This is a genomic window from Bradyrhizobium sp. UFLA05-112, assembly GCF_053572325.1.
The window spans coordinates 1-26,033 of record NZ_JBANBK010000085.1 but is presented as its reverse complement, the minus strand read 5'-3'; the positions used below and the strand labels follow the sequence as shown (position 1 = coordinate 26,033).

Sequence of the window (26,033 nt, the reverse complement as noted above, 5' to 3'; positions counted from 1 at the left end):
CGGGGAGCAGGGAAATGGACGACAAAAACCGTAATTCCCAAACGCTAAGGGCGGCTTAATCGGATTGGAGACGCCGGGTGGGATTCCGCGGGATCAGGAACTGGCCGAACCGATTCGGTGCCGAGCAGCCCATTCGGACCAATGGCAGCGCCAGGCCTCGATTCGGCCGTCACATCGGGGAGCTACCGAGAAAAATGGTGCCCAGGAAAGGACTCGAACCTTCACGGCCGTGAAGCCACTGGCACCTGAAGCCAGCGCGTCTACCAATTCCGCCACCTGGGCATGCCGGTTAGGCACGGGGGCGGTTACTACGGATCGATGACGCGCTTGTCAAATCGAACGTGACCAGCCGATTGCGCATCGCAAACCGGCCCGATACAAGCCTGCCTCAGGCACAGCCTTCGGCAGGAACGGACCCCCATGGCATCGAATCTCGACACCCTCGTCACGGTTTTCGGCGGATCGGGGTTTTTGGGCAGAAACGTCGTCAGGGCGCTCTGCAAGCGCGACTACCGGGTCCGGGTCGCGGTCCGGCGGCCGGAGCTCGCCGGCTTTCTCCAGCCCTCGGGCAAGGTCGGGCAGGTCCATACCGTGCAGGCCAATCTGCGCTACCCGGCCTCGGTCGAGGCCGCGCTGCGTGATTCGCACATCGTGATCAACCTTGTCGGCATCCTCGCCGAGAGCGGCGGCCAGACCTTCGATGCCGTCCAGGCCAAGGGCGCCGAGACCGTCGCCAGGGCCGCGGCGGCTGCCGGCGCCAGGCTGGTGCATGTCTCCGCGATCGGTGCCGACGAGCAGTCGGCCTCGCACTATGCCCGCGCCAAGGCGGCCGGCGAGCAGGCCGTGCTGGCAGCCGTGCCTTCGGCCACGATTTTCCGTCCCTCGGTGATGTTCGGCCCCGAGGACCAGTTCACGAACCGCTTTGCGGCGCTGGCGCGGATGGCGCCGGTGCTGCCGCTGATCGCCGGCGAGACGAAGATGCAGCCGGTCTATGTCGGCGACGTCGCCACCGCGATCGCGGACGCCGTCGATGGCACGGCCAAGGCGGGCGCGACCTACGAGCTCGGCGGCCCCGAAGTCCTGACCATGCGCGAGATCATCGAGACCATCCTGGCGATCACCGATCGCAAGCGGATGCTGGTGCCGCTGCCGTTCGGCCTCGCCCGCCTCCAGGCGACCTTCCTGCAATTCGCGCCGGGTGCGTTCAAGCTGACGCCGGACCAGGTGACGCTGCTCGAGAAGGACAATGTGGTCTCGGATGCCGCGAAGGCGGCCGGGCTGACGCTGGAAGGCCTCGGCATCACGGCGGATTCGCTGGAAGGGATCGCCCCGCAATATCTCTGGCGCTTCCGCCCGGCCGGGCAGTTCCAGCGCAAGAACGGCGTAGCTTAGCCGCCATCCAAAAACTGCGAAAACAACCCCATGCGAGGTAGGGGGCTCGGCGTCCTGTAGGTGGCAGGGTGGTCGCGAGCACCACAAGCGACCGTCATGCCCGGGCTTGTCCCGGGCATCCACGTTCTTTGTGCCGCGGGGCAAGGCGTGGATGGCCGGGACAAGCCCGGCCATGACGGTGTGGAAGGTTCAAAACTTCAGCTTCTTGAACACGGCTTCGGGCAGCGCCTTGATGATGAGCATCACGAGGCGCCATTTGCCGCTGACATAGACGACGTCGGTCCGGCGCTCGACAGCGCCAAAGATGGCATCGCCGACGACTTGTGCCTCCACGGTCAACGGGCCGATCAGCTTCATGCCCTCGGTCATCTTGGTGCGGACGAAGCCCGGCTTGACGGTGACGACGTGAACGCCGCCACGGCTGGCGCGGGCGCGCAGGCCCGACAGGTACGCGGAAAACCCGGCCTTCGCGGAGCCGTAGACGTAGTTCGAGGCACGGCCGCGGTCGCCGGCGACCGAGGACACGCCGACGATGGAACCACTGCCGCGCGCCAGAAATTTTTCGGCGAACAGGCCGAGGATCAGCGCGGGGCCTTCGTAGTTCGAGCGCATGATCGTCGTGGCGTGATCGAGATCGCGCTGTGCCGTCTCCTGCGCGCCCAACAGGCCGACGATCGAGATGACGACATCGGGCATCGCGGCAAGACCTGCCACGAAGCCGTCGAACGATGCGGTATCCAGCACGTCGAAGCGATGCGTGCTGGCGCTGATGCCATGGCGCGCGTGCAGGTCGGCGGCATCCGGCTCCAGCGCCGTGGCATCGCGGCCCGCGAGCTGAACATCCCAGCCGGCCTTGGCGAAGCTGCGCGCGGTGGCGCGTCCGATATCGGAGCTGCCCCCTAACACCAGCACGATCTTGCGAGTAGTCACGGCCGCACCTCATCGAACAGACGCTGCGAAAGCTTTGAGCGGATTTTTCCGGTCGGATCGAGCGATGCCCGGATCTCCTTGAAGCGTTGCAGGGCCGGATAGCCGGCCTCAAACGTTGCGCGCGACTGGCGCGCGTCCTTCGCGAGATACAGGCGGCCGCCGGCGGCGACGACGAGACAGTCGATCTCGTCGAGGAAATTCATGATGTCTCCGGTCGCGGCGAAATCCAGCGCCAGCGTGTAGCCAGGCATCGGAAACGACATCAGGCCGTCGCCCGGCCCAAGCTTCTTGAGCACGGCAAGGAACGAGGCATCGCCGCGCCGCGAGACGCGATCGAGGATGTCGCCGAGCACGGCAAGCGCACCGTCCCGCGGGATCACGCATTGATGCTGGAGGAAGCCGCGACGCCCGTAGATGCGATTCCAGGCACTGATGCTGTCGAGCGGAAAGAAGTAGGGAAAGATCGAGACCAGGCGGCTGCCGCCGGCGCGCCGCGCACCCATGCGGTAATAGAGCTCGTTGAAGGCGCGAACCGAATAGCGGTTCAGTGTCATCGACGGAAGATCGATGGGCACGTTGAGCCGCGGATCCTGCCCGCGGGGGAATGCATCCGCACCGTGCGGAACCTCGCTCGCGCCGGCATGCTCACCGAGATAGATCAGCGAGCGGCCAAGGCTGCTGCCCGTCGCAACGCAATCGATCCACGCCACCGAATAGGTCGCGGAGTCGCCGGCATCGAGCGCGCGAATCGCTGCATGCAGATCGGATGTCGAGATCACCCGCTCGCGAATCCAGCTGGTCTCGACCGGTCGGAGCCGCAGCGTCGCCTCGAGAATCATACCGGTCAGGCCCATGCCGCCGATCGTGGCGAGAAAGACATCTGGATTTTTCTCGCGCGACACCTCGATGGTCTCGCCCGCACCGGTCGCTAGCTGAATACTGTCGACATAGCGGCCGAAGCCGCCCTCGCAATGATGGTTCTTGCCGTGCACGTCGGCAGCGATGGCGCCGCCGACCGACACGAAGCGGGTGCCCGGCACGACGTAAGGCAGAAAGCCGCGCGGGCCAAAGGTGTCGATCATGTCAGACAGCAGCACGCCGGCCTCGAGGCGGACACGTCCGCTCGCCGGATCGAACGACCTGACCCGGTCGAAGGCGGTCATGGCGATGGTCTGGCTGGCGCCGATGCCGGCATCGCCATAGGCGCGGCCATTGCCCCGCGCGATGCCGCCGGAGGTCGCGGCGATGGCATCGCCGACCGCACCGAACGATCGCGGCGTCAGGAGGTCGGTATCGACGACCGGGAAACGTCCCCAGCCGCTGACGAGGGTCATAGTTCAGCTCCTGTGCCGCGCGCGCCGCCCGGCTCTGGAAACTGCCTACCAATCAAAAGCTTATTTTGCGTTGAAAGCGTGAGCGAGATTGCCGCGGCCGGGTCGCTCTGCGTGGTCCGGATGGAGCGCGGCGTCGTCCGGGAGCATGCCCCAAGCGATGCCGGCCCGGATTACGCTTTTGCTCCATCCGGGCAACGGGTCATAAGCCTACCGCCCCAGCGCCAGCGCGATCAGGCCGAGCGAGCCGACGATGACGCGCCACCAGGCGAACAGCGTAAAGCCGTGGCGCGTGACGTATTCGAGGAAGGTCTTCACCACGATGATCGCGGTGACGAACGACACCACGAAGCCGATCGCAACGATGCCCATGTGATCCATCGTCATCTCGGAACGGTTCTTGTAGAAGTCATAGGCGAACGCGCCGATCATGGTGGGGATGGCGAGGAAGAACGAGAATTCGGCCGCCGCGCGCTTGTCCGCCCCGAGCAGCATCGCGGCGACGATGCTGGCGCCCGAGCGCGACACGCCCGGAATCATCGCCAGGCATTGCGCGATGCCGATCAACAGATAGGTCAGAAGCGGAAACCGCGTCGCATCATGCTCGCGCGGCTTGAGATCGAGCTGATCGACCCAGAGCAGGATGGCACCGCCGACGATCAGCGTGAAGCATACCACCCAGGGATTGAAGAGCATGCTCTTGATGTATTTGCCGGCAACGAGGCCGACGATGACGGCCGGCAAGAACGCGACCAGCACGCCGATCACGAAGCGGCGCGCATAGGCATCGCCCGAGAACATGCCGATCGCGACATCCCACAATTTCTTGAAGTAGAGGCCGACGATCGCAAGGATCGCGCCGAGCTGGATCAGAACGGTAAAGGAGTCCCAGAAAGCGCCCTCACCAAGACCGAAGAACCGTTCGGCGAGCAGCAGGTGTCCGGTCGAGGAAACGGGGAGGAACTCGGTCACACCCTCGATGATGCCGAGGATCACTGCCCGTATTGCGTCTGACATATTTACGGTCCATTTCGGCTGGAAAAGCGGGGCTCTTCTCGCCTATTCGTCCCTCTGCCGCAATCGCTAAATGCGAGTTACACGGGGTTGCCTCGCGGTTTTGAAGGACTAGTGTGGCGCCGAACAAACATTGATGGATTCTTAATCACCCCCGACATAATCAAAAGCATGTTCACTCTGTTTCATCATCCGTTCTGTCCGCATTCGCGCTTCATTCGCCTGATCATCGGCGAGTACGGGCTCGACCTGAAGCTGGTGGAAGAGCGCGTCTGGGAACGGCGCGAGGCCTTTCTGACGCTCAATCCGGCGGGCACTACCCCGGTGCTGGCGACCGAGGAACAGCCATCCGTTCCTGGCGCCGCGATCATCGCCGAATATATCGACGAGGCCCATGGCGCCGCGATGGGCCTCAAGCGGCTGATGCCGGAAACAATTGCCGAGCGTATCGAGGTTCGGCGGCTGATGGCCTGGTTCAACGAGAAATTCTTCGAGGAAGTCTCGCATCCGCTCGTCACCGAACGCATCTACAAACGTTTCATGAGCGAGGAGAATGGCGGCGGTCCGCCCTCGGCAGACGTGATGCGCGCCGCCAAGGCCAATGTGCGCTATCATCTGGCCTATATCGGCTGGCTGGCGCAGACGCGAAACTTCCTCGCCGGCGACCGGCCGACCTATGCGGATCTCGCCGCCGCGGCACATCTTTCGGCGATCGACTATCTGGGCGACGTGCCATGGAGCGAGGACGACGCAGCAAAGGCGTGGTACGCGCGGGTCAAATCCCGCCCGTCATTCCGCCCGCTGCTGAGCGAATGGCTGGCCGGCGTGCCGGCGTCGCGGACCTACGTGGACCTGGATTTCTGACCGAACCCGATCTCTCTGACCTGAAGACGGCGCTGGCGCGCGAAGCGCAAGCGCTGGGCTTCGACTGCATCGGCGTCAGCGCGCCCGGTGCTATCGAAGGTGCCGGCCAACACTTCCTCGAGTTCATCGCGTCCGGTGCCCATGGCGACATGGAGTGGCTTGCGGCGCAGCCGGAGCGTCGCGTCGATCCGCGCGGTCTCTGGAGCGACGTGCGCTCCGTGATCATGCTCGGTGTCAATTACGGCCCCGATCAGGATCCGCTGGAGATCCTGAAGCAGCGCTCTCGCGCCGCGATCTCGGTGTATGCGCAAGGCGACGACTATCACGACCTGATCAAGAAGCGGTTGAAGGCGCTGGCGCGCTGGCTGGTCGCGACGGCGCCTTGCGAGGTCAAGGTATTCGTCGACACCGCCGCCGTGATGGAGAAGCCCTTGGCGCAGGCTGCGCGTCTCGGCTGGCAGGGCAAGCACACCAACCTCGTCTCGCGCGAGTTCGGCTCCTGGCTGTTTCTCGGCGCGATCTACACCACGCTCGATTTGCCGCGCGATGAGAGCGAGATCGATCATTGCGGCACATGCCGTGCGTGCCTCGACATCTGCCCGACTGCGGCATTCCCCGCACCCTACAAGCTCGATGCGCGGCGCTGCATCTCCTATCTGACGATCGAGAACAAGGGACCGATCCCGCACGAATTCCGTAAGGCGCTGGGCAATCGCATCTATGGCTGCGACGACTGCCTCGCCGCCTGCCCCTGGAACAAGTTCGCCAGAGAGGGCCGCGAGGCAAAGCTCGCCGCTCGCGAGGCGCTGCGCGCGCCTTGTCTGGCCGAGCTCGCGCGGCTCGACGATGCGGCGTTTCGTGAGCTATTCACGAAGTCACCCGTGAAGCGCATCGGCCGCAACCGCTTCCTGCGCAACGTGCTGATCGCGATCGGCAACTCCGGCGATGTGACATTGGCGGAGGAGGCGCGGCGGTTGCTGGACGATGCAAGCCCGCTGGTGCGAGGGGCCGCGGTGTGGGCGCTGGGACAGTTGATGGCGCGCGAGCAGTTTGCGGCGGTGAAGGCAAGCGCACTCATCGACGAGGGCGACGACAGCGTACGTGAGGAATGGCAAGCTGCTTCCTAACCCTCCGCTGTCATACCCCGCGAAAGCGGGGTATCCAGTACGCCGCGGCTTCTCCGTATTCGTCACTGCCTCTGGAATACTGGATCACCCGCTTTCGCGGGTGATGACAGCGGAGAATGAGGAGAACACGCACCGCTCCTGACCACGAAGCACCACCCTTGATTTCCCCACGCGTTCCTTCAAGCTCGCGCGTCATGACGAACACGCCCTTCTTCACGCGCACCGGCGACACATTCCATCCGACGGAAGTTGCCAACGGTCCCTGGGATCCGAAGTCGCTGCACGGGCGCGTCATCGTCGGCCTGCTCGCCTTCGGCATCGAGGAGCGCCATTGCGGTCCCGAGTTCGTGCCGGCGCGGCTGACGGTCGACATGTTTCGCCTGCCGACGATCGACAAGCCGATCGAGATCACCACGCGGCTCGTCCGCGACGGCCTGCGCATCCGCGTGGTCGAAGCTGATTTTGTCTCCGGCGGCGTCAGCATGGCGCGCGCCTCGTGCCAGCTCCTGCGCCGGACGCAAAATCCGGACGGCAACATCTGGTCGCCGCCGAACTGGGATGCACCCAAGCCTGCCGGGATTCCGCCGCCGACCGATCCGCGCCTCGGCATGCACGGCAAATGGACGACGCGCCCGATCGTCGGCCATATGGGCTCGCTCGGTCCGCGCCGACTCTGGATGAGCGAGGTGCGCGAGCTGGTCGACGGCTTTGCGCTGACGCCGTTCACGCGCGTCGCGGTGGCTGCGGATTTCGCCAGTCCCTTCGCCAATGCCGGCGATCAGGGGCTCGCCTTCATCAACGGCGACGTCACCGTGTATCTGCATCGCCTGCCGGTGACGGAATGGATCGGCTTCGAGGTGGTGAACCACCACTCCGCCGAGGGCATCGCGATCGGCGAATGCTGGCTCTATGACGAGCAGGGGCCGATCGGCACCTCGACGGTGGCCGCACTGGCACAGCGCAAGCCGATGCCGAATCCGTCGAAGCGGTAGAGGGCACGCTGCTGCGCTCCCTCCCCCCTTGCGGAGCAGGGAATGAGGGAGTGGCGCTGCCCTCACATAGGGAAGTCGCGCCCCGGAATGTAGAGACTCACGCCAGATGCCGCTTCATCTCCGGCAGCGCCTTCAGCGACGCGCCCTGCTTGGCGATGATTTTCGCGATGCGCTCCGGCGCGAAATTCAGGTCGACGAGGGCCGGCGCGGTGTTGGCGACCTCGTGATACTCCGCGATCCTGTCGTCCCTGAGCTTCATGATCGCGACGCCCTCGAACATGGCGCGCGCTCCCTTCGCCTCCGGCAACGTCGAGCGATAGCTGAAGGTGTAGCGGGCATAGAGCATCGTGCCGTCGGACACCGGCTCGTGCATGTCCCAGCGGAAATCGGTTGCCGTGCGATAGAACCAGTCTTCGATCATCTCGGCGATTTTGGCGCGGCCTGCGAAGGCGCCGTAGAACACGTCGTGATACACGCCGTCTTCGGTGAAGAGAGCGGCAAAAGCCTTGCCGTTGCGCTGCTCGACCGCGTCGCAGAACGCGCGCAGCATTGCGGTGATGGTCATCGGCCTCTCCTCCCTTCTCCGTCATCCCCGCGAAGGCGGGGCATCCAGTACGCCGCGGCCTCTCGGTTCAATCGCAGGCTTCTCGGAGTACTGGATCACCCGCTTTCGCTTTCGCGGGTGATGACGCTGTTAGACTTGGAAACACCTCACCCGATCTCTGCGACTGCGGCAAGGATGCGCGCGATGTCCTGCGGGCGCGACAGGCGGTGATCGCCGTCCTGGATCAGCGTCAGCACGACATCGTCGGCCGGCAGGCGGTGCGTCAGTGCGAAGGCATGTTGCCACGGCACGTCCGGGTCCTTGGCGCCCTGCAGGATGCGCACGGGACAGCCGACATCGATGGCGCTGCCGAGCACGCGATGGTTGCGGCCCTCCTCGATCAGGTTCCGCGTGATCGGATAGGGCGAGCCGTCACCGTATTCGGACGGCCTGAGCCAGAGACCCCTGGTCTCGATCTCCTGTTTCACGTCGGCCGGGAAATTCTTCCACATTAGCTCTTCGGTGAAATCAGGCGCCGGTGCGATCAACACCAGCCCCGCCAGCGATGCCTTGCCGCCGCGCTTCCTGATCTCGCGTGCGAGCAGCAGCGCCATCCAGCCGCCCATGGAGGAACCGATCAGAACTTGCGGCCCCGCGCAGAAGCGCTCGAACACCGCGACGCTTTCCTCGAGCCACCGTCCGATGGTGCCGTCGGCAAAATCGCCGCCGGATTCGCCATGGCCGGAATAGTCGAACCGGACCGAGGCGCGGCCATGCGCCGCCGCCCAATCGTCCAGCGCCACCGCCTTGGTGCCCTGCATGTCCGACTTGAAACCGCCGAGCCAGAACAGCCCTGGTTCCTTCCCTGGCCCCTTCCCCGACCGGGTGCGGACCGCGATCTTCCGTGGCGATGGGCCCTCGCCCACATCGATGAAGGTGGGAGCCTCGTTGGCAGTCGAATTCGTCATGGAACGTTTACTCTTGCTGTGCGGTTTGAGCTGACCGGTGCTCCCGCAACACGCCGGGATCGGCCTTTGGGACGCTTGCGGAACTGGGACAAGGTGTCTATGTCGAGCGGCGTGCGGATGGGCGTGACCAAAATGCCTCGCATTTGAGGGTTTTTCGGGCGTGGCAGGTGTGACTTGCTTGCCCGCAGACGCATCTTCCTTCAGACTACCCGCTTCGTTCACAACTTTGGAGAACCAACATTCGTCGTCCCAATAGAGCCCCGGCCCCTGCCGCCAAAGACGGGCCGCGCATCAATGATGATATTCGCAACGCGCAGATCCAGCTCATCGACCAGACCGGTGACAACAAAGGCACGGTCGAGACGATGATGGCCATCAAGATGGCCCAGGAAGCCGGCATGGATCTCGTGGAGATTTCGCCGAATACCAGCCCTCCCGTCTGCAAGATTATGGACTACGGGAAGTACAAGTATTCCGCCCAAAAAAAGGCCGCTGAAGCCCGCAAGCGCCAGAAGACCGTCGAGATCAAGGAGATCAAGCTCCGGCCGATGATCGACGATCACGATTACGACGTGAAGATGCGCGCGATGCAGCGGTTCTTCGAAGAGGGCGACAAGGTCAAGATCACGCTGCGCTATCGCGGCCGCGAAATGGCGCACCAGGAGATCGGCACCAAGCTTTTGGACAAGATCAAGAGCGACGTCGCCGAGCTCGCCAAGGTCGAGCAGGACGCCAGGTTCGAGGGCCGCCAGGTCGTCATGGTGCTGGCGCCGCGCTGAACCGGATTTAGCTCTTATGAGGTCAACGGCCCGTCAGCCATCTGGCGGGCCGTTTTGTTTTTCTGCGATCCACCCTTCGAGACGCCGTCTCGGCGACAGCTCACGTCCGCGTCGCCTGCCAAGTGCCGCTACAGCGGTCGCCGGAGATGATCCCATTCCAGGAGCCCGCACCGCCCCTACCTGCAAGCCGGCCGCCGCCGCTGGCATGGGAGGCGCCGACCGAGACCTGGACCGCAACGGAACCGGCGCGGTTGACCCTGCCGGACACTCGGCCGCCGCCGGCCGAGGTCACGCGGCCGCCAGTCACCGTGAACGGGACCATGTAGCCGGAGCTGCAATTGCCACGCGTGGTGGCGAAGGTGACGTTCCAGACCCCGTCATAGCCGCCAAGCCGGGCATGGGCAGTGGACGGCAGGACGGCAGCGCCGATCATGGCGAGAAGCGCGAGGGTGCCAAGGCGCGGAAGAACGCGAGACGAAAGCGACTGCGAAAAATGGGCCATTTTGGTCGGCCTCCAGACGGCAAGGCATGACAATAAGAGTGGCAACGTCAAATAGTCGGCGAGCCCGTTTCCGCGGTTCATCATTGCCAATTGGCCTCGTCTCTGCCATAAGCCCAGCCTTCATCGCCCGGCTGATTTAAGGGCTGCCGTGGCGATGCCCGTGCGGGTTTCGCGCTAGTTCGTAAAAACCTGAGCACAATCAACGCTCTAACGAGCATTTTTGACGGCCAGCCGCCTTCGCGGGCGGTATCCTGTTGTGGCCAGTAGGAGAGCCAAATGCCCAAGTTGAAGACCAAGTCGGGCGCTAAAAAGCGCTTCAAGGTGACTGCTACCGGCAAAGTGATGCACGCCCAGCGCGGCAAGCGTCACGGCATGATCAAGCGGACGAAGAAGCAGATCCGTCAGCTCCGCGGCACCCGCGTGCTGTTCAAGACCGACGGCGACAACGTCAAGAAGTACTTCTTGCCGAACGCCTGATCGCGTCCACGATCAATTCAGCCGAGCCGCGACTGTCCGCGGCGTTCCGAAACCAAAGTCATCTCTGAAGGATTTTTGTCATGTCTCGCGTCAAACGCGGTGTGACCGCCCACGCCAAGCACAAGAAAGTCTACAAGGCCGCCAAGGGTTTTTATGGCCGCCGCAAGAACACGATCCGCGCCGCCAAGCCGGCCGTCGAGAAGGCCGCGCAGTACGCCTTCCGCGACCGCAAGCGCAAGAAGCGCACCTTCCGCGCGCTCTGGATCCAGCGCATCAACGCTGCCGTCCGTCCGTTCGGCCTGACCTACAGCCGATTTATCGACGGCATGGCGAAGTCCGGAATCACCGTGGACCGCAAGGTGCTGTCGGATCTCGCGATCAGCGAGCCCGCCGCGTTCCAGGCGATCGCCGAGAAGGCCAAGGCCGCCCTTGCGGCGTAATGCGGCAACTGCCGCGCTGACGGCGTAAGCCGTCGTCCACTGTGCTCTGCGCAGCTTTCAGCTTGTGATGGCCCGGACAGAGGCGCGTTGTCGCGCTTTGGGTCCCGGCCGTCATCTCTCGCGCAAGCACACTTCTCAGACGTGGATGCCCGGCGAAACGCCGGGTGTGACGGGCTAGGAGCATCGGCTGAGCATCCTGGCCAAAAGGGATTGCCATGACCGATCTTACCAGCACCGATCTTGCCAACCTCGAATCCCAGATCATCGCCGATGTCGCGGCCGCCAACGATGAGGCCGCTCTCGAAGCCGTCCGCGTCGCTGCGCTCGGCAAGAAGGGTTCGATCTCCGCGCTGCTTGCCACGCTCGGAAAAATGTCGCCCGATGAGCGCAAGACGCAAGGCGCGGCGATCAACCAGGCCAAGGACAAGGTCGGCCAGGCGCTCGCCGCCCGGCGCGAGGTCCTGAAGTCGGCGGCGCTCGATGCACGGCTTGCCGCCGAGACCATCGACGTCACCCTGCCGCTGCGCGAGCCTGCGACTGAGGCCGGCCGCATCCACCCGCTGAGCCAGGTCTGGGACGAGCTGACCACGATCTTCGCCGACATGGGCTTTTCGGTCGCCGAAGGTCCCGATGTCGAGACCGACGACTACAACTTCACGAAGCTGAACTTCCCGGTCGGCCATCCGGCGCGCGAGATGCACGACACCTTCTTCTTCCATCCGAAGGAGGACGGCTCACGCATGCTGCTTCGCACCCACACCTCGCCGGTGCAGGTACGCACCATGCTGAGCCAGAAGCCGCCGATCCGCGTGATCTGCCCCGGCCGCACCTACCGCATCGATTCGGATGCGACCCACACGCCGCAGTTCCACCAGGTCGAAGGGCTGGTGATCGACAAGAGCTCGCATCTTGGCCACCTCAAATGGATCCTGCACGAGTTCTGCAAGGCGTTCTTCGAGGTCGATCACATCAACATGCGCTTCCGCCCGTCGTTCTTCCCGTTCACGGAGCCGTCGCTGGAAGTCGACATCCAGTGCCGCCGCGACAAGGGCGAGATCCGCTTCGGCGAGGGCGAGGACTGGCTGGAGATTTTGGGCTGCGGCATGGTGCACCCGAACGTGCTGCGCGCCTGCGGCATCGATCCCGACGAGTACCAGGGCTTTGCCTGGGGCATGGGCATCGACCGCATCGCCATGCTGAAATACGGCATCGCCGATCTGCGCCAGCTGTTCGACAGCGACGTCCGCTGGCTGTCCCACTACGGCTTCAAGCCGCTCGAGGTGCCGACCTTGGCGGGAGGGCTGAGCACGTGATGCTTGCGTGTTCATATGGGCTCACGAAGACTCTCACCGTTCCCGTCGTGGAGAGAGCCCTCTCCCTGCCCCTCCCCCGCAAGCGGGGGAGGGAATGGATAGACCGCGCTTGCAACGTCGATCTCATGGATACGTATTCTCTGCCCGCTCAACAGGTCGGACTCCCTCCCCCGCTTGCGGGGGAGGGCTGGGGTGAGGGTTGCTCCACGGTGGGGTTGCCGATGGTTGATCCTGAACACCCGGACTGGAAGATATCGGCCAAGCTGCGCGCAAATGCTCGCGCGCTGAGGCGCAACTCGACCGATGCCAAGCGGATCCTCTGGTCGGAGCTGCGCGCTGGCCGATTGAATGGCGCAAGCTTCCGACGTCAGGTGCCGATCGAACGCTCCGTCGCCGATTTCATCTGCCATGCGGCCAAGCTCGTCATCGAGCTCGATGGCGGCCAGCATTTCTCCGATGAAGGAGAACGTGCTGACGCGCGCCGCTCGGTGGTCATCGAAGCCAAAGGCTTCAAGGTGCTCCGCTTCAGCAATCACGATGTGATGACAAATCGCGGCGGCGTTCTCTCAACAATCGCGACTACCATCGCGGAGAGAGCCCCCACCCCCACCCTCCCCCGCAAGCGGGAGAGGGAGCAGACCGTTCCCGTGGAGAAAAACCAGCCATGAAATTCACTCTCTCCTGGCTGAAGGATCATCTCGACACCGACGAGACGCTCGACAAGCTCGCCGAGAAGCTCACCATGATCGGGCTCGAGGTCGAGAACATCGAGGACAAGGCGAAGGCGCTGAAGCCCTTTACGATCGCGAAGGTGATTTCCGCCGTGCAGCATCCGAATGCCGACCGCCTGCGCGTCTGCATGGTCGACACGGGTGACGGCGGTGCGCCGGTGCAGGTCGTGTGCGGTGCGCCGAATGCGCGCACCGGGCTCGTCAGCGTGTTCTCGGCCCCCGGCACCTACATTCCCGGCAAGGACATCACGCTCGGCATCGGGACCATCCGCGGCGTCGAGAGCCGCGGCATGCTGTGCTCGGCGGCCGAGCTGCAGATCTCCAATGATCACGACGGCATCATGGAATTGCCGGCGGACGCGCCGATCGGCGCGGGCTATGCCGAATGGGCGGGCCTCGGCGATCCCGTGATCGAGATCAATTTGACGCCGAACCGGCAGGACTGCACCGGCGTGCACGGCATCGCGCGCGACCTTGCCGCCGCCGACATGGGCAAGTTCAAGGACCCCACCATCAGACCCGTGAAGGGCGAATTCCCCTGCCCGGTGAAGGTGACGGTCGAGGACACCTCGCTGTGCCCGGGCTTTGCGCTGCGGCTGGTGCGCGGGGTGAAGAACGGCCCCTCGCCGGAATGGCTGCAGAAGCGGCTGACCGCGATCGGGCTGCGTCCGATCAACGCGCTGGTCGACATCACCAACTTCATGACCTTCGACCGCGCGCGTCCGCTGCACGTGTTCGACGCCAGGAAGGTGACGGGCAATCTCGTCGTGCGCCGCGCGCGCGACGGCGAAACCCTGCTCGCGCTCGACGGCCGCACCTACAATCTCGACTCCAACATCTGCGTGATCGCGGACCAGAACGGCGTTGAATCGCTCGCCGGCATCATGGGCGGCGAAGCCTCGGGCTGCGACGAGAACACCACCGACGTGCTGATCGAATCGGCGCTGTGGAACGAGATCAACATCGCGCAGACCGGCCGCAAGCTCGGCATCAATTCGGACGCGCGCTACCGCTTCGAACGCGGCGTCGATCCGGCCTTCATGGTGCCAGGGCTGGAGCTCGCGACGAAGCTCGTGATGGAGATGTGCGGCGGCGCGCCGTCGGAGACGTTCGTGACCGGCAAGGCCTTCGGCGATGACCGCGTGATCGAGTTCCCGCTGTCCGAGGTCAAGCGTCTCTCGGGCATCGAGGTGCCGCAGGTCGAGATGAAGCGGATTCTCACCCATCTCGGTTTCATGATGGCGGGCGCGGGTCCGACCGTGAAGGTCGCAGTGCCGTCCTGGCGCTCCGACGTGCACGGCAAGGCCGACATCGTCGAGGAGATCATCCGCATCTATGGCGTCGACAAGGTGCCGGAGACGCCGTTCGAGCGCGGCGAGGACGCGCGCAAGCCCGTGCTGACGCCGCTCCAGCTCCGCACGCGTCGCGCCAGGCGCGCGCTCGCGACCCGTGGCATGGTCGAGGCGGTGACGTGGTCGTTCATCGCCAAGCCGGCGGCCGAACTGTTCGGCGGCGGTCAGCGCGAGCTCGAGCTCGCCAACCCGATCGCATCCGATCTCTCCGACATGCGGCCCAGCCTGCTACCAGGCCTGATCGCCGCGGCGCAGGCCAATGCCGATCGCGGCTTTGGCGATGTCGCGCTGTTCGAGGTCGGCCAGCTCTTCAAAGGTGATCGTCCGCAGGATCAGTTCATGGCGGCGTCGGGCGTTCGTCGCGGCTTTGCATCATCGGAAGGTCTGGGGCGTCACTGGTCCGGCTCTGCCGCAGCCGACGCGCTCGATGCCAAGGCCGATGCGCTGGCGGTGCTAGCTGCGGCCGGCGCGCCGATGCAGGCGCTGCAGATCGTCGCGGGGGGACCAAAATGGCTGCACCCCGGCCGCTCCGGCACGATTCAGATCGGCCCGCAGAACGTGCTCGGCTATTTCGGCGAGATGCACCCACGCGCGCTGGAAGCACTCGGCGCCGACGGCCCCGTGATGGCGTTCGAGGTGATCCTCGACCGCATTCCCGAGGCCAAGAAGAAGCCGACGCGAGCCAAGCCCGTGATCGAGCTGTCGGCGTTCCAGCCGGTCTCGCGCGACTTCGCCTTCATCGTCGATCGCAGCGTGAAAGCTGCTGACATCGTGCGCACCGCGCAGGGCGTCGACAAGAAGCTGATCACCGCCGTGAACGTCTTCGACGTCTATGAGGGCAAGGGCATCGACGACGGCAAGAAGTCGATCGCGATTGCCGTGACGATCCAACCGCGCGAGAAGACGCTGACCGACCAGGAGATCGAGGCGGTTGCGGCGAAGATCGTCGCCGAGGTGACGAAGAAGACCGGCGGCACTCTTCGGGGATGAGTCTTTCCGACTTCCTCCCCAGGGATGTCAGTCTCGCCACTGCGATGGCGCTTTGCGCCGTCGCCTTCGTCTCGAGCACCGCGCGCGGCTTCTCGGGCTTCGGCTCGGCGCTGATCTTCATGCCGCTCGCCAGCAGCGTCGCGCCGCCGCGACTCGTCGCCGCCCTGCTCCTCATCATCGATTTCGTCGCCGCCGCGCCGTTGCTGCCGGATGCCTGGCGCAAGGCCGACCGCAAGGCGACTGCCGTGATCGTGCTGGGCGCGTTGATCGGCGTGCCCATCGGCACCTATTTCCTCAGCGTGCTCGACCCCGTAACGACGCGCTGGATCATCTCCTGCTTCGTCGCGGCGCTGCTGATTCTCCTGCTGTCGGGCTGGCGCTATCGCGGCAAGGATCACGCCTGGCTTTCGGTCGGCATCGGCGGCCTCTCGGGTTTCTGTAGTGGCCTGGCCCAGACCGGCGGCCCGCCGATCGTCGGCCACTGGCTCGGCCGTCCCATCGTGGCGACGGTCGCCCGCGCCAACATCGTGCTGTTCTTCGGCGCCTCGGATCTCTTCTCCATGGCGAGCTACGCAACGAGCGGCCTGATCACGCGCGATGCGCTCCTGCTCTCGCTCGTGGTGGGGCCGGTCTATGCGGCCGGCGTCGCCTTCGGCGCATCATTGTTCGGGCGTGCTAGCGAAAAGGTTTTCCGCGCGATCTGCTACATGCTGATTGCAATGGCCGTCATTTTCGGCCTGCCGGCGCTGGATGGGATTTTACGGTAGCTCTCTTCGCGAGTCGTCCCAGCGAAGGCCGGGACGACGAGCTGAGATTGAGGCGCTTGTCCGGGACGACGTCTAACGTTTTTGCCTCCGCTTCGTCGATTGCGTCGGCACCTCGGCCGGCTCATCCCTGAGCGCGCCGATGCGGCGCAGCGCGGCTTCGGCGGCGCGCTCGCCGCTCTCCCAGGCGCCATCGACGGTGCCCCAGAGCGTGTCGTGCGTGGCTTCGCCGGCGAGATAGATGCAACCGATCGGCTCGGTCAGGATCTTTCGCGAGAGCTGGCCGCCGGGCGCGGAGGCCGACATTGCGCCCATCACGAATGGCGAGGCATTCCAGCGCGTCGCGCTGACCTTCTTGATACCCGCAGTGGCCTCGCTACCGAACAGCTTTGTCAGCCAGTCCCTCGCGAATGCGGCCATCGCCTGCTCGCCCTGCTCCGACAGGTCGCGGCCGAAGGAGCCGCCGACGTCGATCGAGCACAGCGAGGAGCCGCCGATATTGGCGAACAAGAGCGCGGTGCGGGTCGAATTGCTCTGCTCGATCAGGATGTCGTCGCGCGCGAGCCCGAGCGGATTGCCGGGCAGCTGCAACACGATGTGATCGTAGCTGCCGAGGCTGAGCTTTGAGGCTGCGTCGAGCGTGCGCTTGGGGATATCGGGCGCGAACTTGATCGCGCCAGCCGTGAGCACGTTGGTCGAGACGGTGATGATGGCGGCGCGCGCGACGATCTTGCCGGCCGGCGTCTCGACGCTGACGTCGCGATTGCTCCAGAGGATGCGGCTTGCCGGCGTCGACAGCGCAACCGGCGCCTGCTCGCCGAGCTTGGCGATCAGCGTGCCCAGGCCCTGCTTGCAGGCGATCGCTGCGTTGCGGTCCTGCGCACGCGCCTTGTCGATGACCGAGAGCTCCTTGAGGTCCTTGCCGGCGAAATTCGCGCCCAGCAGGAATTCGGCCGTAGCCGCCCAGTCGCCGAGGTCCTTTGGCAGCACCGACGCGCAGGAGGTGTCGAGCTTGCCGCGCGAGGCCTCGTCGATGGCGCGATTGGCGCGCACCAGTGCCGCCAGGAATTCCTCGGTCTCGCCGGCGCGCGCGTTGCGGCGGCCGATGCGCATCTTCTGGCCGGCGGGGGCCGGCGACACGTCGAGCCCGACGCTGCGCGCAAGGCGGATCATCGGGTTGGTGTCGGGGTTGTGCATCCAGCGCGCGCCGCGATCGAATGCGGTATCGAACGTGGTGCTGTCGGTGATGCAGCGGCCGCCGATCTGGCTTGCCGCTTCCACCACCACGACCTTGCGATTGGCCGCCATCACTCGCCGCGCTGCAGCGATGCCCGCCGCGCCGGCCCCGATCACGACGATGTCAGCCTCGCGCGGCAGGGGTGCGGCGGCCGCGCGCAGGGTCGGTGCTACGGCGAACGCCGCCGACGCCGAGAGGAAGCTGCGGCGCGTGATTGTCATGTCATGGTTTCCGGGGACTTGAAGCGAACGGGAACAGCTAGCGAACCTTGCCGTATCTGGCGCAGCGCGGCAACCATCATGGTGAATCAATCGTACTTGATCGCCGTGCGCAATGAACCAAATTGCAACGCGTATCGACCATGATAGAGAAGGGAAAAAGGCAGCCGGAAAAGGCTGCGGGGAGCTCGCAATGGGGACCGTCCTAGACTCAGTCGGCAAGCTGATTGCCGCGTACCTCTCCAAGGAGGTGCCGGGCTACGAGCCGTTCACGCCGAGCGATCCCGAGCATCTTCGCGGCGTCATCCAGCCCGGCGACGTCCTGCTGGTCGAGGGCAACAACCGCATCTCCGGAATCATCAAATATCTCACGCAGTCGACCTGGTCGCATGCCGCGCTTTATGTCGGCCCCGTCGAGGGCGCCGAAGAGTCCGACGGCGAGCAGCACGTGCTGATCGAGGCCAATATCGGCGAAGGCGTCACCTCGGCTCCGCTCTCGAAATATTATCCGTATCACACAAGGCTGTGCCGTCCGGTGGGACTGTCCTACGAGGACCGTACCACCGTCTGCCGCTACGCAATCAACCGCATCGGCTTCGGCTACGACACCAAGAACATCCTGGACCTGATGCGCTTTCTGTTTCCGCTGCCGATCCCGCAGCGTTGGCGGCGGCGCATGATCGCGATTGGCTCGGGCGATCCGACCAAGATCATCTGCTCGGCGCTGATCGCGCAGGCCTTCGATGCCGTGCGCTATCCGATCCTGCCCAAGATCACCAAGGCCGGCAGCCGGCAGGCGCGCCGCGAGATCCTCCATATCCGCGATTCCTCGCTCTACATGCCCCGCGACTTCGACATCTCGCCCTATTTCGAGGTCGTCAAACCCACCATCGTGCACGGCTTCGACTACACAACCCTGCACTGGGCCGACAAGCAGAAGCCGCTCGAGGAGGTAGCGGGCACTTTCAGTGTGTTTCCAGAAACGCTCCGTTCGCCGCCGCTCGTTCCTGAAGCGCTTGACGAAGAAACGCCGGCTGAAGTTCCGGCTCAAGAAGTGAGTGCGGCCAAGGCCGTCACCGCCGCGCGCGTTTCCGTCAGGGAACGCTTTCCGTTTTTGAAGAGCATCGCCATGTATCGCCCAAGGCGCCGCGCGCGGACGCGCGATGTCGCGGCGTAGTGCCAGCCCCGAGGTCGTCCTGGCGAAAGCCTGGGGATGTGTATCTTGGGGACTCGCTGTAGCGGGAAGCGCTTCGGCCTCTCACCGCTGTCATTCCCCGCGAAAGCGGGGAATCCAGTACGCCGTGGCTCATCGATTCATAACGAACCTCTCGGAGTACTGGATCGCCCGGTCAAGCCGGGCGATGACGGTTGAGCGTGTGGCGACCGCTACCGTTCCGCGCGGCTGATAACCGCCATCAGCTCCGCGATCTTTTCCCGCTGATCCGTCTTGCTCCCGCTCGAGATCGCGTGTTCGACGCAGTGGGCGACGTGGTCTTTCAGGATCTCCTCCTCGACCCGGCGCAGCGCGGCGCGCACGGCGGAAATCTGCGTCACGATATCGATGCAGTAGCGGTCCTCCTCGACCATCTTGGAGAGGCCGCGGACCTGCCCTTCGATCCGGCCGAGACGTTTACCGACGGATGCCTTGATGTCCTTGCGCATGACGTCTATATACCCCTACCGGGTATGGGTTGCAAGGCCGGAGCCAAGACCGAGCCAAGACCGGAACCAAGGCCGGAGCGCTGGAATGGACGAAGCCGAACACAAACGGGTCGACGCAACCGCTAACCACACCGGATGCGGTTGTTCCGCCAAGGCTGCCCCGCCAGTGAAAATGCCCGCGGCATCATCCTGCTGCAGCGGCCATGGCGATCATTCCGGCCACGCCCATCACCATCACGCTGCGTCCAGCGACAAGGTCCGCGACCCCGTTTGCGGCATGACGGTCGATCCCGCGACATCGAAGCACCGCTTCGAACATCACGGCGAGACCTTCCATTTCTGCTCCGCCGGCTGCCGCACCAAATTCGCGGCCGATCCCGCCAAATATCTCGCCAAGGGAACGGAAGAGCAAAAGGCGAGCGACCCCAAGATGCCTGCGGGCACCATCTATACCTGCCCGATGCATCCCGAGATCCGCCAGGTCGGTCCCGGAAGCTGCCCGACCTGCGGCATGGCGCTGGAGCCGGAAGTGGCGAGCCTCGACACCGGCCCCAATCCGGAGCTTGCCGACATGACGCGGCGATTCTGGATCGGCGGCGCGCTGGTGCTGCCGGCGGTCGTGCTGGAGATGGGCGGCCACCTCGCCGGCCCGCACAACTGGATTGATCCGACGCTCTCGAACTGGATCCAGCTCGTGTTCGCCACACCCGTCGTGCTGTGGGCCGGCTGGCCGTTCTTCGTGCGCGGCTGGCAATCGCTGGTCACGCGCAACCTCAACATGTTCACGCTGATCGCGATCGGCACGGTTGTCGCTTACGTCTACAGCCTGTTCGGGACGCTGGCGCCGCAGATCTTTCCGGCAAACTTCAGGGGGCACGACGGCGCGGTCGCGGTCTATTTCGAAGCGGCCGCTGTCATCACAGTGCTGGTGCTGCTCGGCCAGGTATTGGAGCTGCGCGCCCGCGACGCGACGTCGGGCGCGATCAAGGCGCTGCTGCAGCTTGCGCCGAAGACCGCACGGCGCATCGACGCCGACGGCGGCGAGCACGAGGTCGAGATCGACACGCTTCATGCCGGCGACCGCTTGCGCGTCCGCCCCGGCGAGAAGGTGCCGGTCGACGGCGTTCTGCTGGAGGGGCGTTCCGCGCTCGATGAATCCCTCGTCACCGGCGAATCCATGCCGGTCGCCAAGGAGGCCGGCGCAAAGGTCATCGCGGGGACACTTAACCAGTCCGGCAGCTTCATCATGCGCGCCGAGATGGTCGGGCGCGAGACACTGCTGTCGCAGATCGTGCAGATGGTCGCCGACGCCCAGCGCTCGCGCGCGCCGATCCAGCGTCTCGCCGACCAGGTCGCAGGCTGGTTCGTGCCGACGGTGATCGCCGTCGCCGTCATTGCCTTTGCCGCATGGGCCTGGTTCGGCCCGGAGCCGCGGCTCGCCTTCGGCCTAGTGACGGCCGTCAGCGTGCTCATCATCGCCTGCCCCTGCGCGCTCGGGCTCGCGACACCGATGTCGATCATGGTCGGCGTCGGCCGCGGCGCTCAGGCAGGCGTCTTGATCAAGAACGCCGAAGCGCTGGAACGGATGGAGGAGATCGACACGCTCGTGGTCGACAAGACGGGCACGCTGACCGAGGGCAAGCCGAAGGTGGTCGCGATCGTCCCCGCTGTCGGATTTGCCGAGGACGATCTCCTCCGCCTCGCTGCAAGCGTCGAGCGCGCCAGCGAGCATCCGCTGGCGGATGCGATTTTGCGCGCGGCAACGGAGAAGCAGCTCGGACTCGGCGCGGTCGATCAGTTCGATTCGCCGACCGGCAAGGGTGCGACCGGCAAGGTCGACGGCAAGACCATCGTGCTCGGCAACGCAAAATATCTAAGCTCGATCGGCATCGACACGACGCCGCTCGATGCGGAAGCAGAGCGGCTGCGCCAGGACGGCGCAACCGTCATCAACATGGCGGTCGATGGCAGGCTGGCCGGGCTGTTCGCGATCGCAGATCCGGTCAAGGCGACGACGCCGCAGGCCCTGAAGGATCTCGCCGCCGAGGGCATCAAGGTGATCATGCTGACGGGCGACAACCGCACCACGGCCGAGGCCGTCGCGCGCAGGCTCGGCATCGCCGACGTCGAAGCCGAGGTGCTGCCGGATCAGAAGAGCGCGGTCGTGACCAGGCTTCAGACATCCGGGCGCACCGTCGCGATGGCCGGCGACGGCGTCAACGATGCCCCGGCGCTGGCCGCGGCCGAGGTCGGCATCGCCATGGGCACGGGCACGGACGTGGCCATGGAAAGCGCCGGCGTCACCCTGCTCAAAGGCGATCTCACCGGCATCGTGCGCGCGCGAAAACTGTCGCAGGCGACGATGCGCAACATCCGGCAAAACCTGTTCTTCGCCTTCATCTACAACGCGGCCGGCATCCCGATCGCGGCCGGCATCCTCTATCCGGCCTTCGGCATCCTGCTGTCGCCGATCATCGCGGCCGCCGCGATGGCGCTGTCGTCGGTCAGCGTCGTCGGCAACGCGCTCCGGCTTCGAGCAACACGGCTGTGACGCCTGCGAAATCCGTGTAGAACGGTTTCGTTGATGCCGCGTGACATCGCGCGGCGCGCGGGGAGCGTTCCATGCAGCGGGTGACGATCACGATCGAGGACGATTTGCTGGCGGAGATCGATGCGGCGGCCGTGGCGCGCGGCTACCAGAACCGCTCGGAGATCATCCGCGACCTCGCCAGGGCGGGGTTGCAGCAGACGGCGGAGGACACCGCGCAGACCGGTCCCTGCGTTGCCGGCCTCGTCTATGTCTACGACCACGCGGCGCGCGATCTCTCCAAACGCCTGGTGCAGGAATTCCACGGCCATCACGACCTCGCGCTCGCCACGCTGCACGTCCATCTCGACGACGACAATTGCATGGAGATGACGGCGCTGAGGGGATCCGCCGACGAGGTCAAGCATTTCGCCGACCACATCATCGCCGAACGCGGCGTGCGCTACGGCCGCGTGGTGATGATCCCGACGGGCGAAGGGAAGGCGAAGCCGCGCAAGCACGCGCATAAGCATGGCTCATAGCGAGATTCTCCTGCCCCGGACGCGGCGCAGCGCTCCTTCAGCGGTGCGCTGCAGAGCCGGGGCCCACAGCCCGGGGTGAGATGGGTCCCGGCTCTGCGTCGCGTCCGGGACGCGAGAGCTGAGGCAAACGCACCAGCTCTCGGCCCTCGGAGCAGACGCGTCTCAAAACAAGCGTGAATCACGCCGCCAAGAGATCCTGCAAGGCCGTACCGTTGGGAACGCCGAGACCGGAGCAGGCGTCCCAACCGGGGCCGGCCTTGTACATGCCGCGCAACTGACCGGTGATGTCGTTGTTGCCGCTGGTGATGTCGCGGAACGCGCCTTGCGCGCCGGCTGCGTAGATCAGCGGATTGATGAAGCCGACCGTCTTGCCGAACTTCCTGGTCGTCGCCTCATTGATCCGCGCGATCAACCCGGCCATCAGTGGCGCCACCGCGCTGGTGCCGCCGATCGTGGCACCGGCGCCGTTGAGGAAGATCTGATAGCCGGTGGCCGGATCGGCGTCGCCCGCGACGTCGGGCACTCCGCGCCCGCTGTGACGCGCCGGCGATTTCGGGACATGGGCGTTGGCCTGGTATTTCGGCTGGGCGAATACGACGCTGACGCCGCCGCCCCCCGCGCCATCTTGCGGCCCACCGTTCCAGACCACCTCCTGGATCTGGCCGTTCGGCGCCTTGAGATTGGTGCCGCCGCAGGCCAGCGCAAACGGGCTCGACGCCGGGAAATCCGCATGCGGCTTGCCGTCCCAGTCCGAACCCATGTCGGCCGAGCCGTTGTCGCCGGAGGCGACACAGACGGTGACACCCATCGCCGCCGCGTCGCGGATCGCTTCATTCAGACCGTCGAGGAACTGCTGTGAGTTTTCCGGATCTTCGGGGCCGCCCCAGCTGATCGAGATCACAGACGGCTTTCGCGCGCTGTCGTGGACCGCGGCTTTCACCGCATCGATGAAGCCGTTGGTGGTGTTGGGCGCGAAATAGACCACGATCTTGGCCCCGGGCGCGATGGCGCCCGCAACCTCGATATCGAGCACGACCTCGCCATCGGCATCGGAATGGCCGGGCTTGTTGGCGCCGCCATCGACGCTCGCCGGCGCGATCTGCGGCATCGGGATTCCCGCCTTCTTGAAGAACGTCTTCAGGTCCGAGGTCTTGTAACCGGCTCCTGTCGGCTTGCCCTTCTGGTCGATGTCGTTGAGCTCGATGATGGCGATGCACTGGCCGGCGCCAGTCTCGCCGTCCGGGAAGTTGTAGAGCTGGGCGATCTGCTCGACCGAGAAGCTGCGGCTCTGCGCCGCGTGCGCGATCGCCGCCCGTCCGATCCGCTTGTGCCGGAAGTGCGGACGCGCGACCGGACGATTGTCCAGCCCGTGCACGCCAATGACGATACCCTCGAGCTCGGCCGGAATCTGCACGCTGCCCTTGCGCATCCGATAGGTCGCACCCTCGTGCTTGACCTTGTTGAGCTTGACGCCGAAGGCCGCGCTGAGTGCCTTCACCGTGCCGGTCAGCTTCACCGTGCGCGAGGCCAGATGCACGCTCTTGACGTTGAGGTCGTGGTGATGCGCAAAATTGTCGATCTTGGAGACGTCGGCGGGATCGGCGCCCATCTGCTCGGCAAATTGGGCGCGAGAAAAATATTGTCGCTCACGCGGCAGTTGTGCACCCAGCGCCATCACGGTCTCGTCGTCGGAGCGCTTGGCGCGCAGGCGGACGCTGATCTCAATCTCCTGCTTGGGATCGGCCGCGCCGATCAGCTTGGCCCCCTTCGGCAACTTCCGTGCGCTGTTCGCCAGTACCACGCGTTTCATCGTGCCTGCCATGACTTCCTCCGCTTGTGATTGGAAGGGCGATTGCCGGTATTCAACTATAGGTGTAATCTGAGATCGAATTTGGTTCAGATGCCGGACGATATTTTTCACGAAAACCTTTGTCTTACCGATCAAAACATCGACAGCTTCAATCCGGAACAGAATTGGTCAGTGGCTCGGACCAATTGAGATCGGCGAACTCGATTTAAAATTGCAACCGTCGGTCCGCTTGGCCGACCAATGGAAGATACTGTCAAATCATTTGGCGCAGGAGTTTAGCGATGCTGGCTGACCGCAAATGGGTTCAGAGAAATCTGGGTTTCGATCCGATCACGACACCGCCGCCGCGCGCGACCTATGCGGTCAAGCGCCTGGCGGATGCAGCGGTGAAGCGGTCGGCAAAAGTTTCGCCGGAAGATTTTCAGCGCGAGATCATCGATTTCGATTCGGAATCGCCCGCAGGCCGCGAGTTCATGGCGTTCTCTACCGCGACCGGCCTGTCGCGCTTCACCGACATTCCCTGGCCGAAAGGGCTCGCGCCGCAGACCGGGCCGAAGCCGAGGGGCAACGGCAACAGCCCGTTGCCGCGCGGTGACGTGCTGGTGGTGACCTGGACCGTCGACGAGGGCCATGCGCTGAGCCGCGTGCTGACGCCGGGCAAGGACTCCCGCAACGACTACCTGCCCTACAAGCACAATTTCGCAACCATCTCGAAGAAGATGCGCAATGGCTGCCCGGCCATGGAGCTGAAGCGGCTCGGCACCTACTGGACCACGATGATCGGCAAGAAGAAGGTCGTGATCTTCAAGTCCGATTCGCACATGTCGCAGGACGGCCCGCAACTGCCGAACATCGACGTGTGGCGCCAGATCATCCAGGAGGTGCAGCCCTCGCTCGTCATCACCACGGGAACCGCCGGCGGCATCGGCAAGGAGGTCGAGGTCGGCGACGTCATCGTCAGCCCGATCGTTCGCTTCGACTGCATGTCGAAATTCAAGAAGCAGCCATTCGCGCAGGAGCATTTCTCGAGCAAGTCGGCGAAGACGACGCGCTTTGCAGAGGCCAGGACGCTGTTCAAGGCCAATGCCGGGCAACTGCCGAAGGACAATACGCGGCCACCGAAAATCTTCGTGGTGAAGCCGAGCGGATTGAGCTCGTCGGTGGTCACCACCGATTTCTTCGGCTTCGATACCTCGGACGATCATTTCCATCTCCAAGGCCTCGGCGACGTCTCCGAGATGGGCGATGCGATCCTGGGCCTCGTCGCCAAGGACATGGGCGCGAAGGCACCGCGCTGGCTTGCGATCCGCAACGTCTCCGACCCGCAGATCAAGGCCGAGGGCACACTGAAGCAGCAGGAGCAGGTCGCAGCCCAGATCTACAAGGGTTTTGGCCGCTGGAGCTCGGTCTGCAGCGCGATCACCTGCTGGGCCACCATCGCAGCCGAGCACTAATCTTACTGAGTCAGAAATCCACGGACCAAGCTGGGTGAGAATCGCATATTGAAGGAGATTCAACGCGAGATCG

Annotated in this window: 24 protein-coding genes and 1 tRNA gene; 15 read left to right on the top strand and 10 right to left on the bottom strand. The window is 64.8% G+C overall.

Translation table 11 applies throughout. The features are described from left to right. Positions 1 to 195 precede the first annotated feature (195 nt). A tRNA-Leu gene (locus SO180_RS34245) sits at positions 196 to 282 on the bottom strand. Between the two features lie 138 nt (positions 283 to 420). On the opposite strand from SO180_RS34245, the gene SO180_RS34240 reads away from it, so the two are divergent. Continuing rightward, complete coding sequence (locus SO180_RS34240) at positions 421 to 1,392, top strand: complex I NDUFA9 subunit family protein (RefSeq protein ID WP_449383233.1); 972 nt, start codon at positions 421 to 423, stop codon at positions 1,390 to 1,392. Between the two features lie 189 nt (positions 1,393 to 1,581). Here the strand turns inward: SO180_RS34240 and SO180_RS34235 are convergent, their stop codons facing one another. The 3 genes from SO180_RS34235 to SO180_RS34225 form a co-directional block, all read right to left on the bottom strand. Beyond that, the gene (locus tag SO180_RS34235) at positions 1,582 to 2,322 is read right to left on the bottom strand and encodes an SDR family oxidoreductase (RefSeq protein ID WP_449383232.1); all 741 of its coding nucleotides are present in this window, start codon (positions 2,320 to 2,322) and stop codon (positions 1,582 to 1,584) included. Next, positions 2,319 to 3,656, bottom strand: coding sequence for an FAD-binding oxidoreductase (locus SO180_RS34230; RefSeq protein WP_449383231.1), 1,338 nt, complete (start codon positions 3,654 to 3,656; stop codon positions 2,319 to 2,321). Before SO180_RS34230 ends, SO180_RS34235 begins: the two co-directional genes overlap by 4 nt. Positions 3,657 to 3,863: 207 nt before the next feature. Next, a complete protein-coding gene (locus SO180_RS34225) occupies positions 3,864 to 4,670 on the bottom strand; it encodes an undecaprenyl-diphosphate phosphatase (RefSeq protein WP_449383230.1) in 807 nt (268 codons plus the stop codon). A gap of 168 nt (positions 4,671 to 4,838) precedes the next feature. On the opposite strand from SO180_RS34225, the gene SO180_RS34220 reads away from it, so the two are divergent. The 3 genes from SO180_RS34220 to SO180_RS34210 all read left to right on the top strand — a co-directional run bounded on the left by SO180_RS34220 (position 4,839) and on the right by SO180_RS34210 (position 7,650). Then, the gene (locus SO180_RS34220; RefSeq protein WP_449383229.1) at positions 4,839 to 5,531 is read left to right on the top strand and encodes a glutathione S-transferase family protein; all 693 of its coding nucleotides are present in this window, start codon (positions 4,839 to 4,841) and stop codon (positions 5,529 to 5,531) included. After that, entirely contained in the window at positions 5,480 to 6,658 is a 1,179-nt protein-coding gene (gene queG / locus SO180_RS34215; protein ID WP_449383228.1) for a tRNA epoxyqueuosine(34) reductase QueG, read from the top strand. Before SO180_RS34220 ends, queG begins: the two co-directional genes overlap by 52 nt. Positions 6,659 to 6,852: 194 nt before the next feature. Beyond that, the gene (locus tag SO180_RS34210; protein WP_449383227.1) at positions 6,853 to 7,650 is read left to right on the top strand and encodes an acyl-CoA thioesterase domain-containing protein; all 798 of its coding nucleotides are present in this window, start codon (positions 6,853 to 6,855) and stop codon (positions 7,648 to 7,650) included. Between the two features lie 97 nt (positions 7,651 to 7,747). Here the strand turns inward: SO180_RS34210 and SO180_RS34205 are convergent, their stop codons facing one another. Continuing rightward, positions 7,748 to 8,215 (bottom strand): nuclear transport factor 2 family protein, encoded by a 468-nt coding sequence (locus SO180_RS34205; RefSeq protein ID WP_449383226.1) that lies wholly within the window; start codon positions 8,213 to 8,215, stop codon positions 7,748 to 7,750. 146 nt (positions 8,216 to 8,361) lie between these two features. Continuing rightward, positions 8,362 to 9,162, bottom strand: coding sequence for an alpha/beta hydrolase (locus SO180_RS34200; protein ID WP_449383225.1), 801 nt, complete (start codon positions 9,160 to 9,162; stop codon positions 8,362 to 8,364). A gap of 239 nt (positions 9,163 to 9,401) precedes the next feature. On the opposite strand from SO180_RS34200, the gene infC reads away from it, so the two are divergent. Beyond that, positions 9,402 to 9,941 carry a translation initiation factor IF-3 gene (gene infC, locus SO180_RS34195; RefSeq protein WP_027528252.1) on the top strand — a complete coding sequence of 180 codons (540 nt, stop codon included), beginning with the start codon at positions 9,402 to 9,404 and terminating at the stop codon, positions 9,939 to 9,941. 100 nt (positions 9,942 to 10,041) lie between these two features. Here infC and SO180_RS34190 read toward each other — a convergent pair whose 3' ends face one another. Beyond that, positions 10,042 to 10,443: a hypothetical protein gene (locus SO180_RS34190; protein ID WP_449383224.1), complete on the bottom strand. Its 402-nt coding sequence runs from the start codon at positions 10,441 to 10,443 to the stop codon at positions 10,042 to 10,044. Positions 10,444 to 10,719: 276 nt separating this feature from the next. Between SO180_RS34190 and rpmI the strand changes: the two genes are divergently transcribed. From rpmI to SO180_RS34160, 6 genes are all read left to right on the top strand, one after another. After that, entirely contained in the window at positions 10,720 to 10,920 is a 201-nt protein-coding gene (gene rpmI / locus SO180_RS34185; protein ID WP_008539890.1) for a 50S ribosomal protein L35, read from the top strand. 80 nt (positions 10,921 to 11,000) lie between these two features. Next, positions 11,001 to 11,360: a 50S ribosomal protein L20 gene (rplT, locus tag SO180_RS34180; RefSeq protein WP_449383223.1), complete on the top strand. Its 360-nt coding sequence runs from the start codon at positions 11,001 to 11,003 to the stop codon at positions 11,358 to 11,360. 215 nt (positions 11,361 to 11,575) lie between these two features. Next, positions 11,576 to 12,673 carry a phenylalanine--tRNA ligase subunit alpha gene (gene pheS, locus SO180_RS34175; protein ID WP_449383222.1) on the top strand — a complete coding sequence of 366 codons (1,098 nt, stop codon included), beginning with the start codon at positions 11,576 to 11,578 and terminating at the stop codon, positions 12,671 to 12,673. 221 nt (positions 12,674 to 12,894) lie between these two features. Next, a complete protein-coding gene (locus SO180_RS34170; RefSeq protein WP_449383221.1) occupies positions 12,895 to 13,341 on the top strand; it encodes an endonuclease domain-containing protein in 447 nt (148 codons plus the stop codon). Continuing rightward, entirely contained in the window at positions 13,338 to 15,746 is a 2,409-nt protein-coding gene (pheT, locus tag SO180_RS34165; protein ID WP_449383220.1) for a phenylalanine--tRNA ligase subunit beta, read from the top strand. The genes SO180_RS34170 and pheT overlap by 4 nt, the downstream gene beginning before the upstream one ends. Further along, positions 15,743 to 16,513, top strand: a complete 771-nt coding sequence (locus SO180_RS34160) for a sulfite exporter TauE/SafE family protein (protein WP_449383219.1) — start codon at positions 15,743 to 15,745, stop codon at positions 16,511 to 16,513. The genes pheT and SO180_RS34160 overlap by 4 nt, the downstream gene beginning before the upstream one ends. Positions 16,514 to 16,585: 72 nt before the next feature. Here SO180_RS34160 and SO180_RS34155 read toward each other — a convergent pair whose 3' ends face one another. Then, entirely contained in the window at positions 16,586 to 17,968 is a 1,383-nt protein-coding gene (locus SO180_RS34155) for a flavin monoamine oxidase family protein (protein WP_449383218.1), read from the bottom strand. A gap of 190 nt (positions 17,969 to 18,158) precedes the next feature. Between SO180_RS34155 and SO180_RS34150 the strand changes: the two genes are divergently transcribed. Beyond that, positions 18,159 to 19,142, top strand: coding sequence for a YiiX/YebB-like N1pC/P60 family cysteine hydrolase (locus SO180_RS34150; RefSeq protein WP_449383217.1), 984 nt, complete (start codon positions 18,159 to 18,161; stop codon positions 19,140 to 19,142). Between the two features lie 209 nt (positions 19,143 to 19,351). Here SO180_RS34150 and SO180_RS34145 read toward each other — a convergent pair whose 3' ends face one another. Continuing rightward, entirely contained in the window at positions 19,352 to 19,627 is a 276-nt protein-coding gene (locus tag SO180_RS34145; RefSeq protein WP_449383216.1) for a metal-sensitive transcriptional regulator, read from the bottom strand. 85 nt (positions 19,628 to 19,712) lie between these two features. Here SO180_RS34145 and SO180_RS34140 point away from each other — a divergent pair, with 85 nt between their 5' ends. Both SO180_RS34140 and nikR read left to right on the top strand, forming a co-directional pair. Then, on the top strand, positions 19,713 to 22,178 hold the full coding sequence (locus tag SO180_RS34140) for a heavy metal translocating P-type ATPase (RefSeq protein ID WP_449383215.1): 2,466 nt from the start codon (positions 19,713 to 19,715) through the stop codon (positions 22,176 to 22,178). Between the two features lie 71 nt (positions 22,179 to 22,249). Beyond that, on the top strand, positions 22,250 to 22,696 hold the full coding sequence (nikR, locus tag SO180_RS34135) for a nickel-responsive transcriptional regulator NikR (RefSeq protein ID WP_449383214.1): 447 nt from the start codon (positions 22,250 to 22,252) through the stop codon (positions 22,694 to 22,696). A gap of 178 nt (positions 22,697 to 22,874) precedes the next feature. On the opposite strand, the gene SO180_RS34130 is transcribed toward nikR, so the two are convergent. Then, entirely contained in the window at positions 22,875 to 24,518 is a 1,644-nt protein-coding gene (locus tag SO180_RS34130; RefSeq protein ID WP_449383213.1) for a S53 family peptidase, read from the bottom strand. Between the two features lie 269 nt (positions 24,519 to 24,787). Between SO180_RS34130 and SO180_RS34125 the strand changes: the two genes are divergently transcribed. Then, entirely contained in the window at positions 24,788 to 25,960 is a 1,173-nt protein-coding gene (locus SO180_RS34125) for a phosphorylase family protein (protein WP_449383212.1), read from the top strand. Positions 25,961 to 26,033 lie beyond the last annotated feature (73 nt).

Bases quoted from the DNA above. Each gene is read 5' to 3' on its own strand.
- SO180_RS34240 (WP_449383233.1), top strand. From the start codon at position 421: ATGGCATCGAATCTCGACACCCTCGTCACGGTTTTCGGCGGATCGGGG.
- SO180_RS34230 (WP_449383231.1), bottom strand. From the start codon at position 3,656: ATGACCCTCGTCAGCGGCTGGGGACGTTTCCCGGTCGTCGATACCGAC.
- SO180_RS34225 (WP_449383230.1), bottom strand. From the start codon at position 4,670: ATGTCAGACGCAATACGGGCAGTGATCCTCGGCATCATCGAGGGTGTG.
- SO180_RS34220 (WP_449383229.1), top strand. From the start codon at position 4,839: ATGTTCACTCTGTTTCATCATCCGTTCTGTCCGCATTCGCGCTTCATT.
- queG (WP_449383228.1), top strand. From the start codon at position 5,480: ATGGCTGGCCGGCGTGCCGGCGTCGCGGACCTACGTGGACCTGGATTT.
- SO180_RS34210 (WP_449383227.1), top strand. From the start codon at position 6,853: ATGACGAACACGCCCTTCTTCACGCGCACCGGCGACACATTCCATCCG.
- SO180_RS34205 (WP_449383226.1), bottom strand. From the start codon at position 8,215: ATGACCATCACCGCAATGCTGCGCGCGTTCTGCGACGCGGTCGAGCAG.
- SO180_RS34200 (WP_449383225.1), bottom strand. From the start codon at position 9,162: ATGACGAATTCGACTGCCAACGAGGCTCCCACCTTCATCGATGTGGGC.
- SO180_RS34190 (WP_449383224.1), bottom strand. From the start codon at position 10,443: ATGGCCCATTTTTCGCAGTCGCTTTCGTCTCGCGTTCTTCCGCGCCTT.
- rpmI (WP_008539890.1), top strand. From the start codon at position 10,720: ATGCCCAAGTTGAAGACCAAGTCGGGCGCTAAAAAGCGCTTCAAGGTG.
- rplT (WP_449383223.1), top strand. From the start codon at position 11,001: ATGTCTCGCGTCAAACGCGGTGTGACCGCCCACGCCAAGCACAAGAAA.
- pheS (WP_449383222.1), top strand. From the start codon at position 11,576: ATGACCGATCTTACCAGCACCGATCTTGCCAACCTCGAATCCCAGATC.
- SO180_RS34170 (WP_449383221.1), top strand. From the start codon at position 12,895: ATGGTTGATCCTGAACACCCGGACTGGAAGATATCGGCCAAGCTGCGC.
- pheT (WP_449383220.1), top strand. From the start codon at position 13,338: ATGAAATTCACTCTCTCCTGGCTGAAGGATCATCTCGACACCGACGAG.
- SO180_RS34160 (WP_449383219.1), top strand. From the start codon at position 15,743: ATGAGTCTTTCCGACTTCCTCCCCAGGGATGTCAGTCTCGCCACTGCG.
- SO180_RS34155 (WP_449383218.1), bottom strand. From the start codon at position 17,968: ATGACAATCACGCGCCGCAGCTTCCTCTCGGCGTCGGCGGCGTTCGCC.
- SO180_RS34150 (WP_449383217.1), top strand. From the start codon at position 18,159: ATGGGGACCGTCCTAGACTCAGTCGGCAAGCTGATTGCCGCGTACCTC.
- SO180_RS34145 (WP_449383216.1), bottom strand. From the start codon at position 19,627: ATGCGCAAGGACATCAAGGCATCCGTCGGTAAACGTCTCGGCCGGATC.
- SO180_RS34140 (WP_449383215.1), top strand. From the start codon at position 19,713: ATGGACGAAGCCGAACACAAACGGGTCGACGCAACCGCTAACCACACC.
- nikR (WP_449383214.1), top strand. From the start codon at position 22,250: ATGCAGCGGGTGACGATCACGATCGAGGACGATTTGCTGGCGGAGATC.
- SO180_RS34130 (WP_449383213.1), bottom strand. From the start codon at position 24,518: ATGGCAGGCACGATGAAACGCGTGGTACTGGCGAACAGCGCACGGAAG.
- SO180_RS34125 (WP_449383212.1), top strand. From the start codon at position 24,788: ATGCTGGCTGACCGCAAATGGGTTCAGAGAAATCTGGGTTTCGATCCG.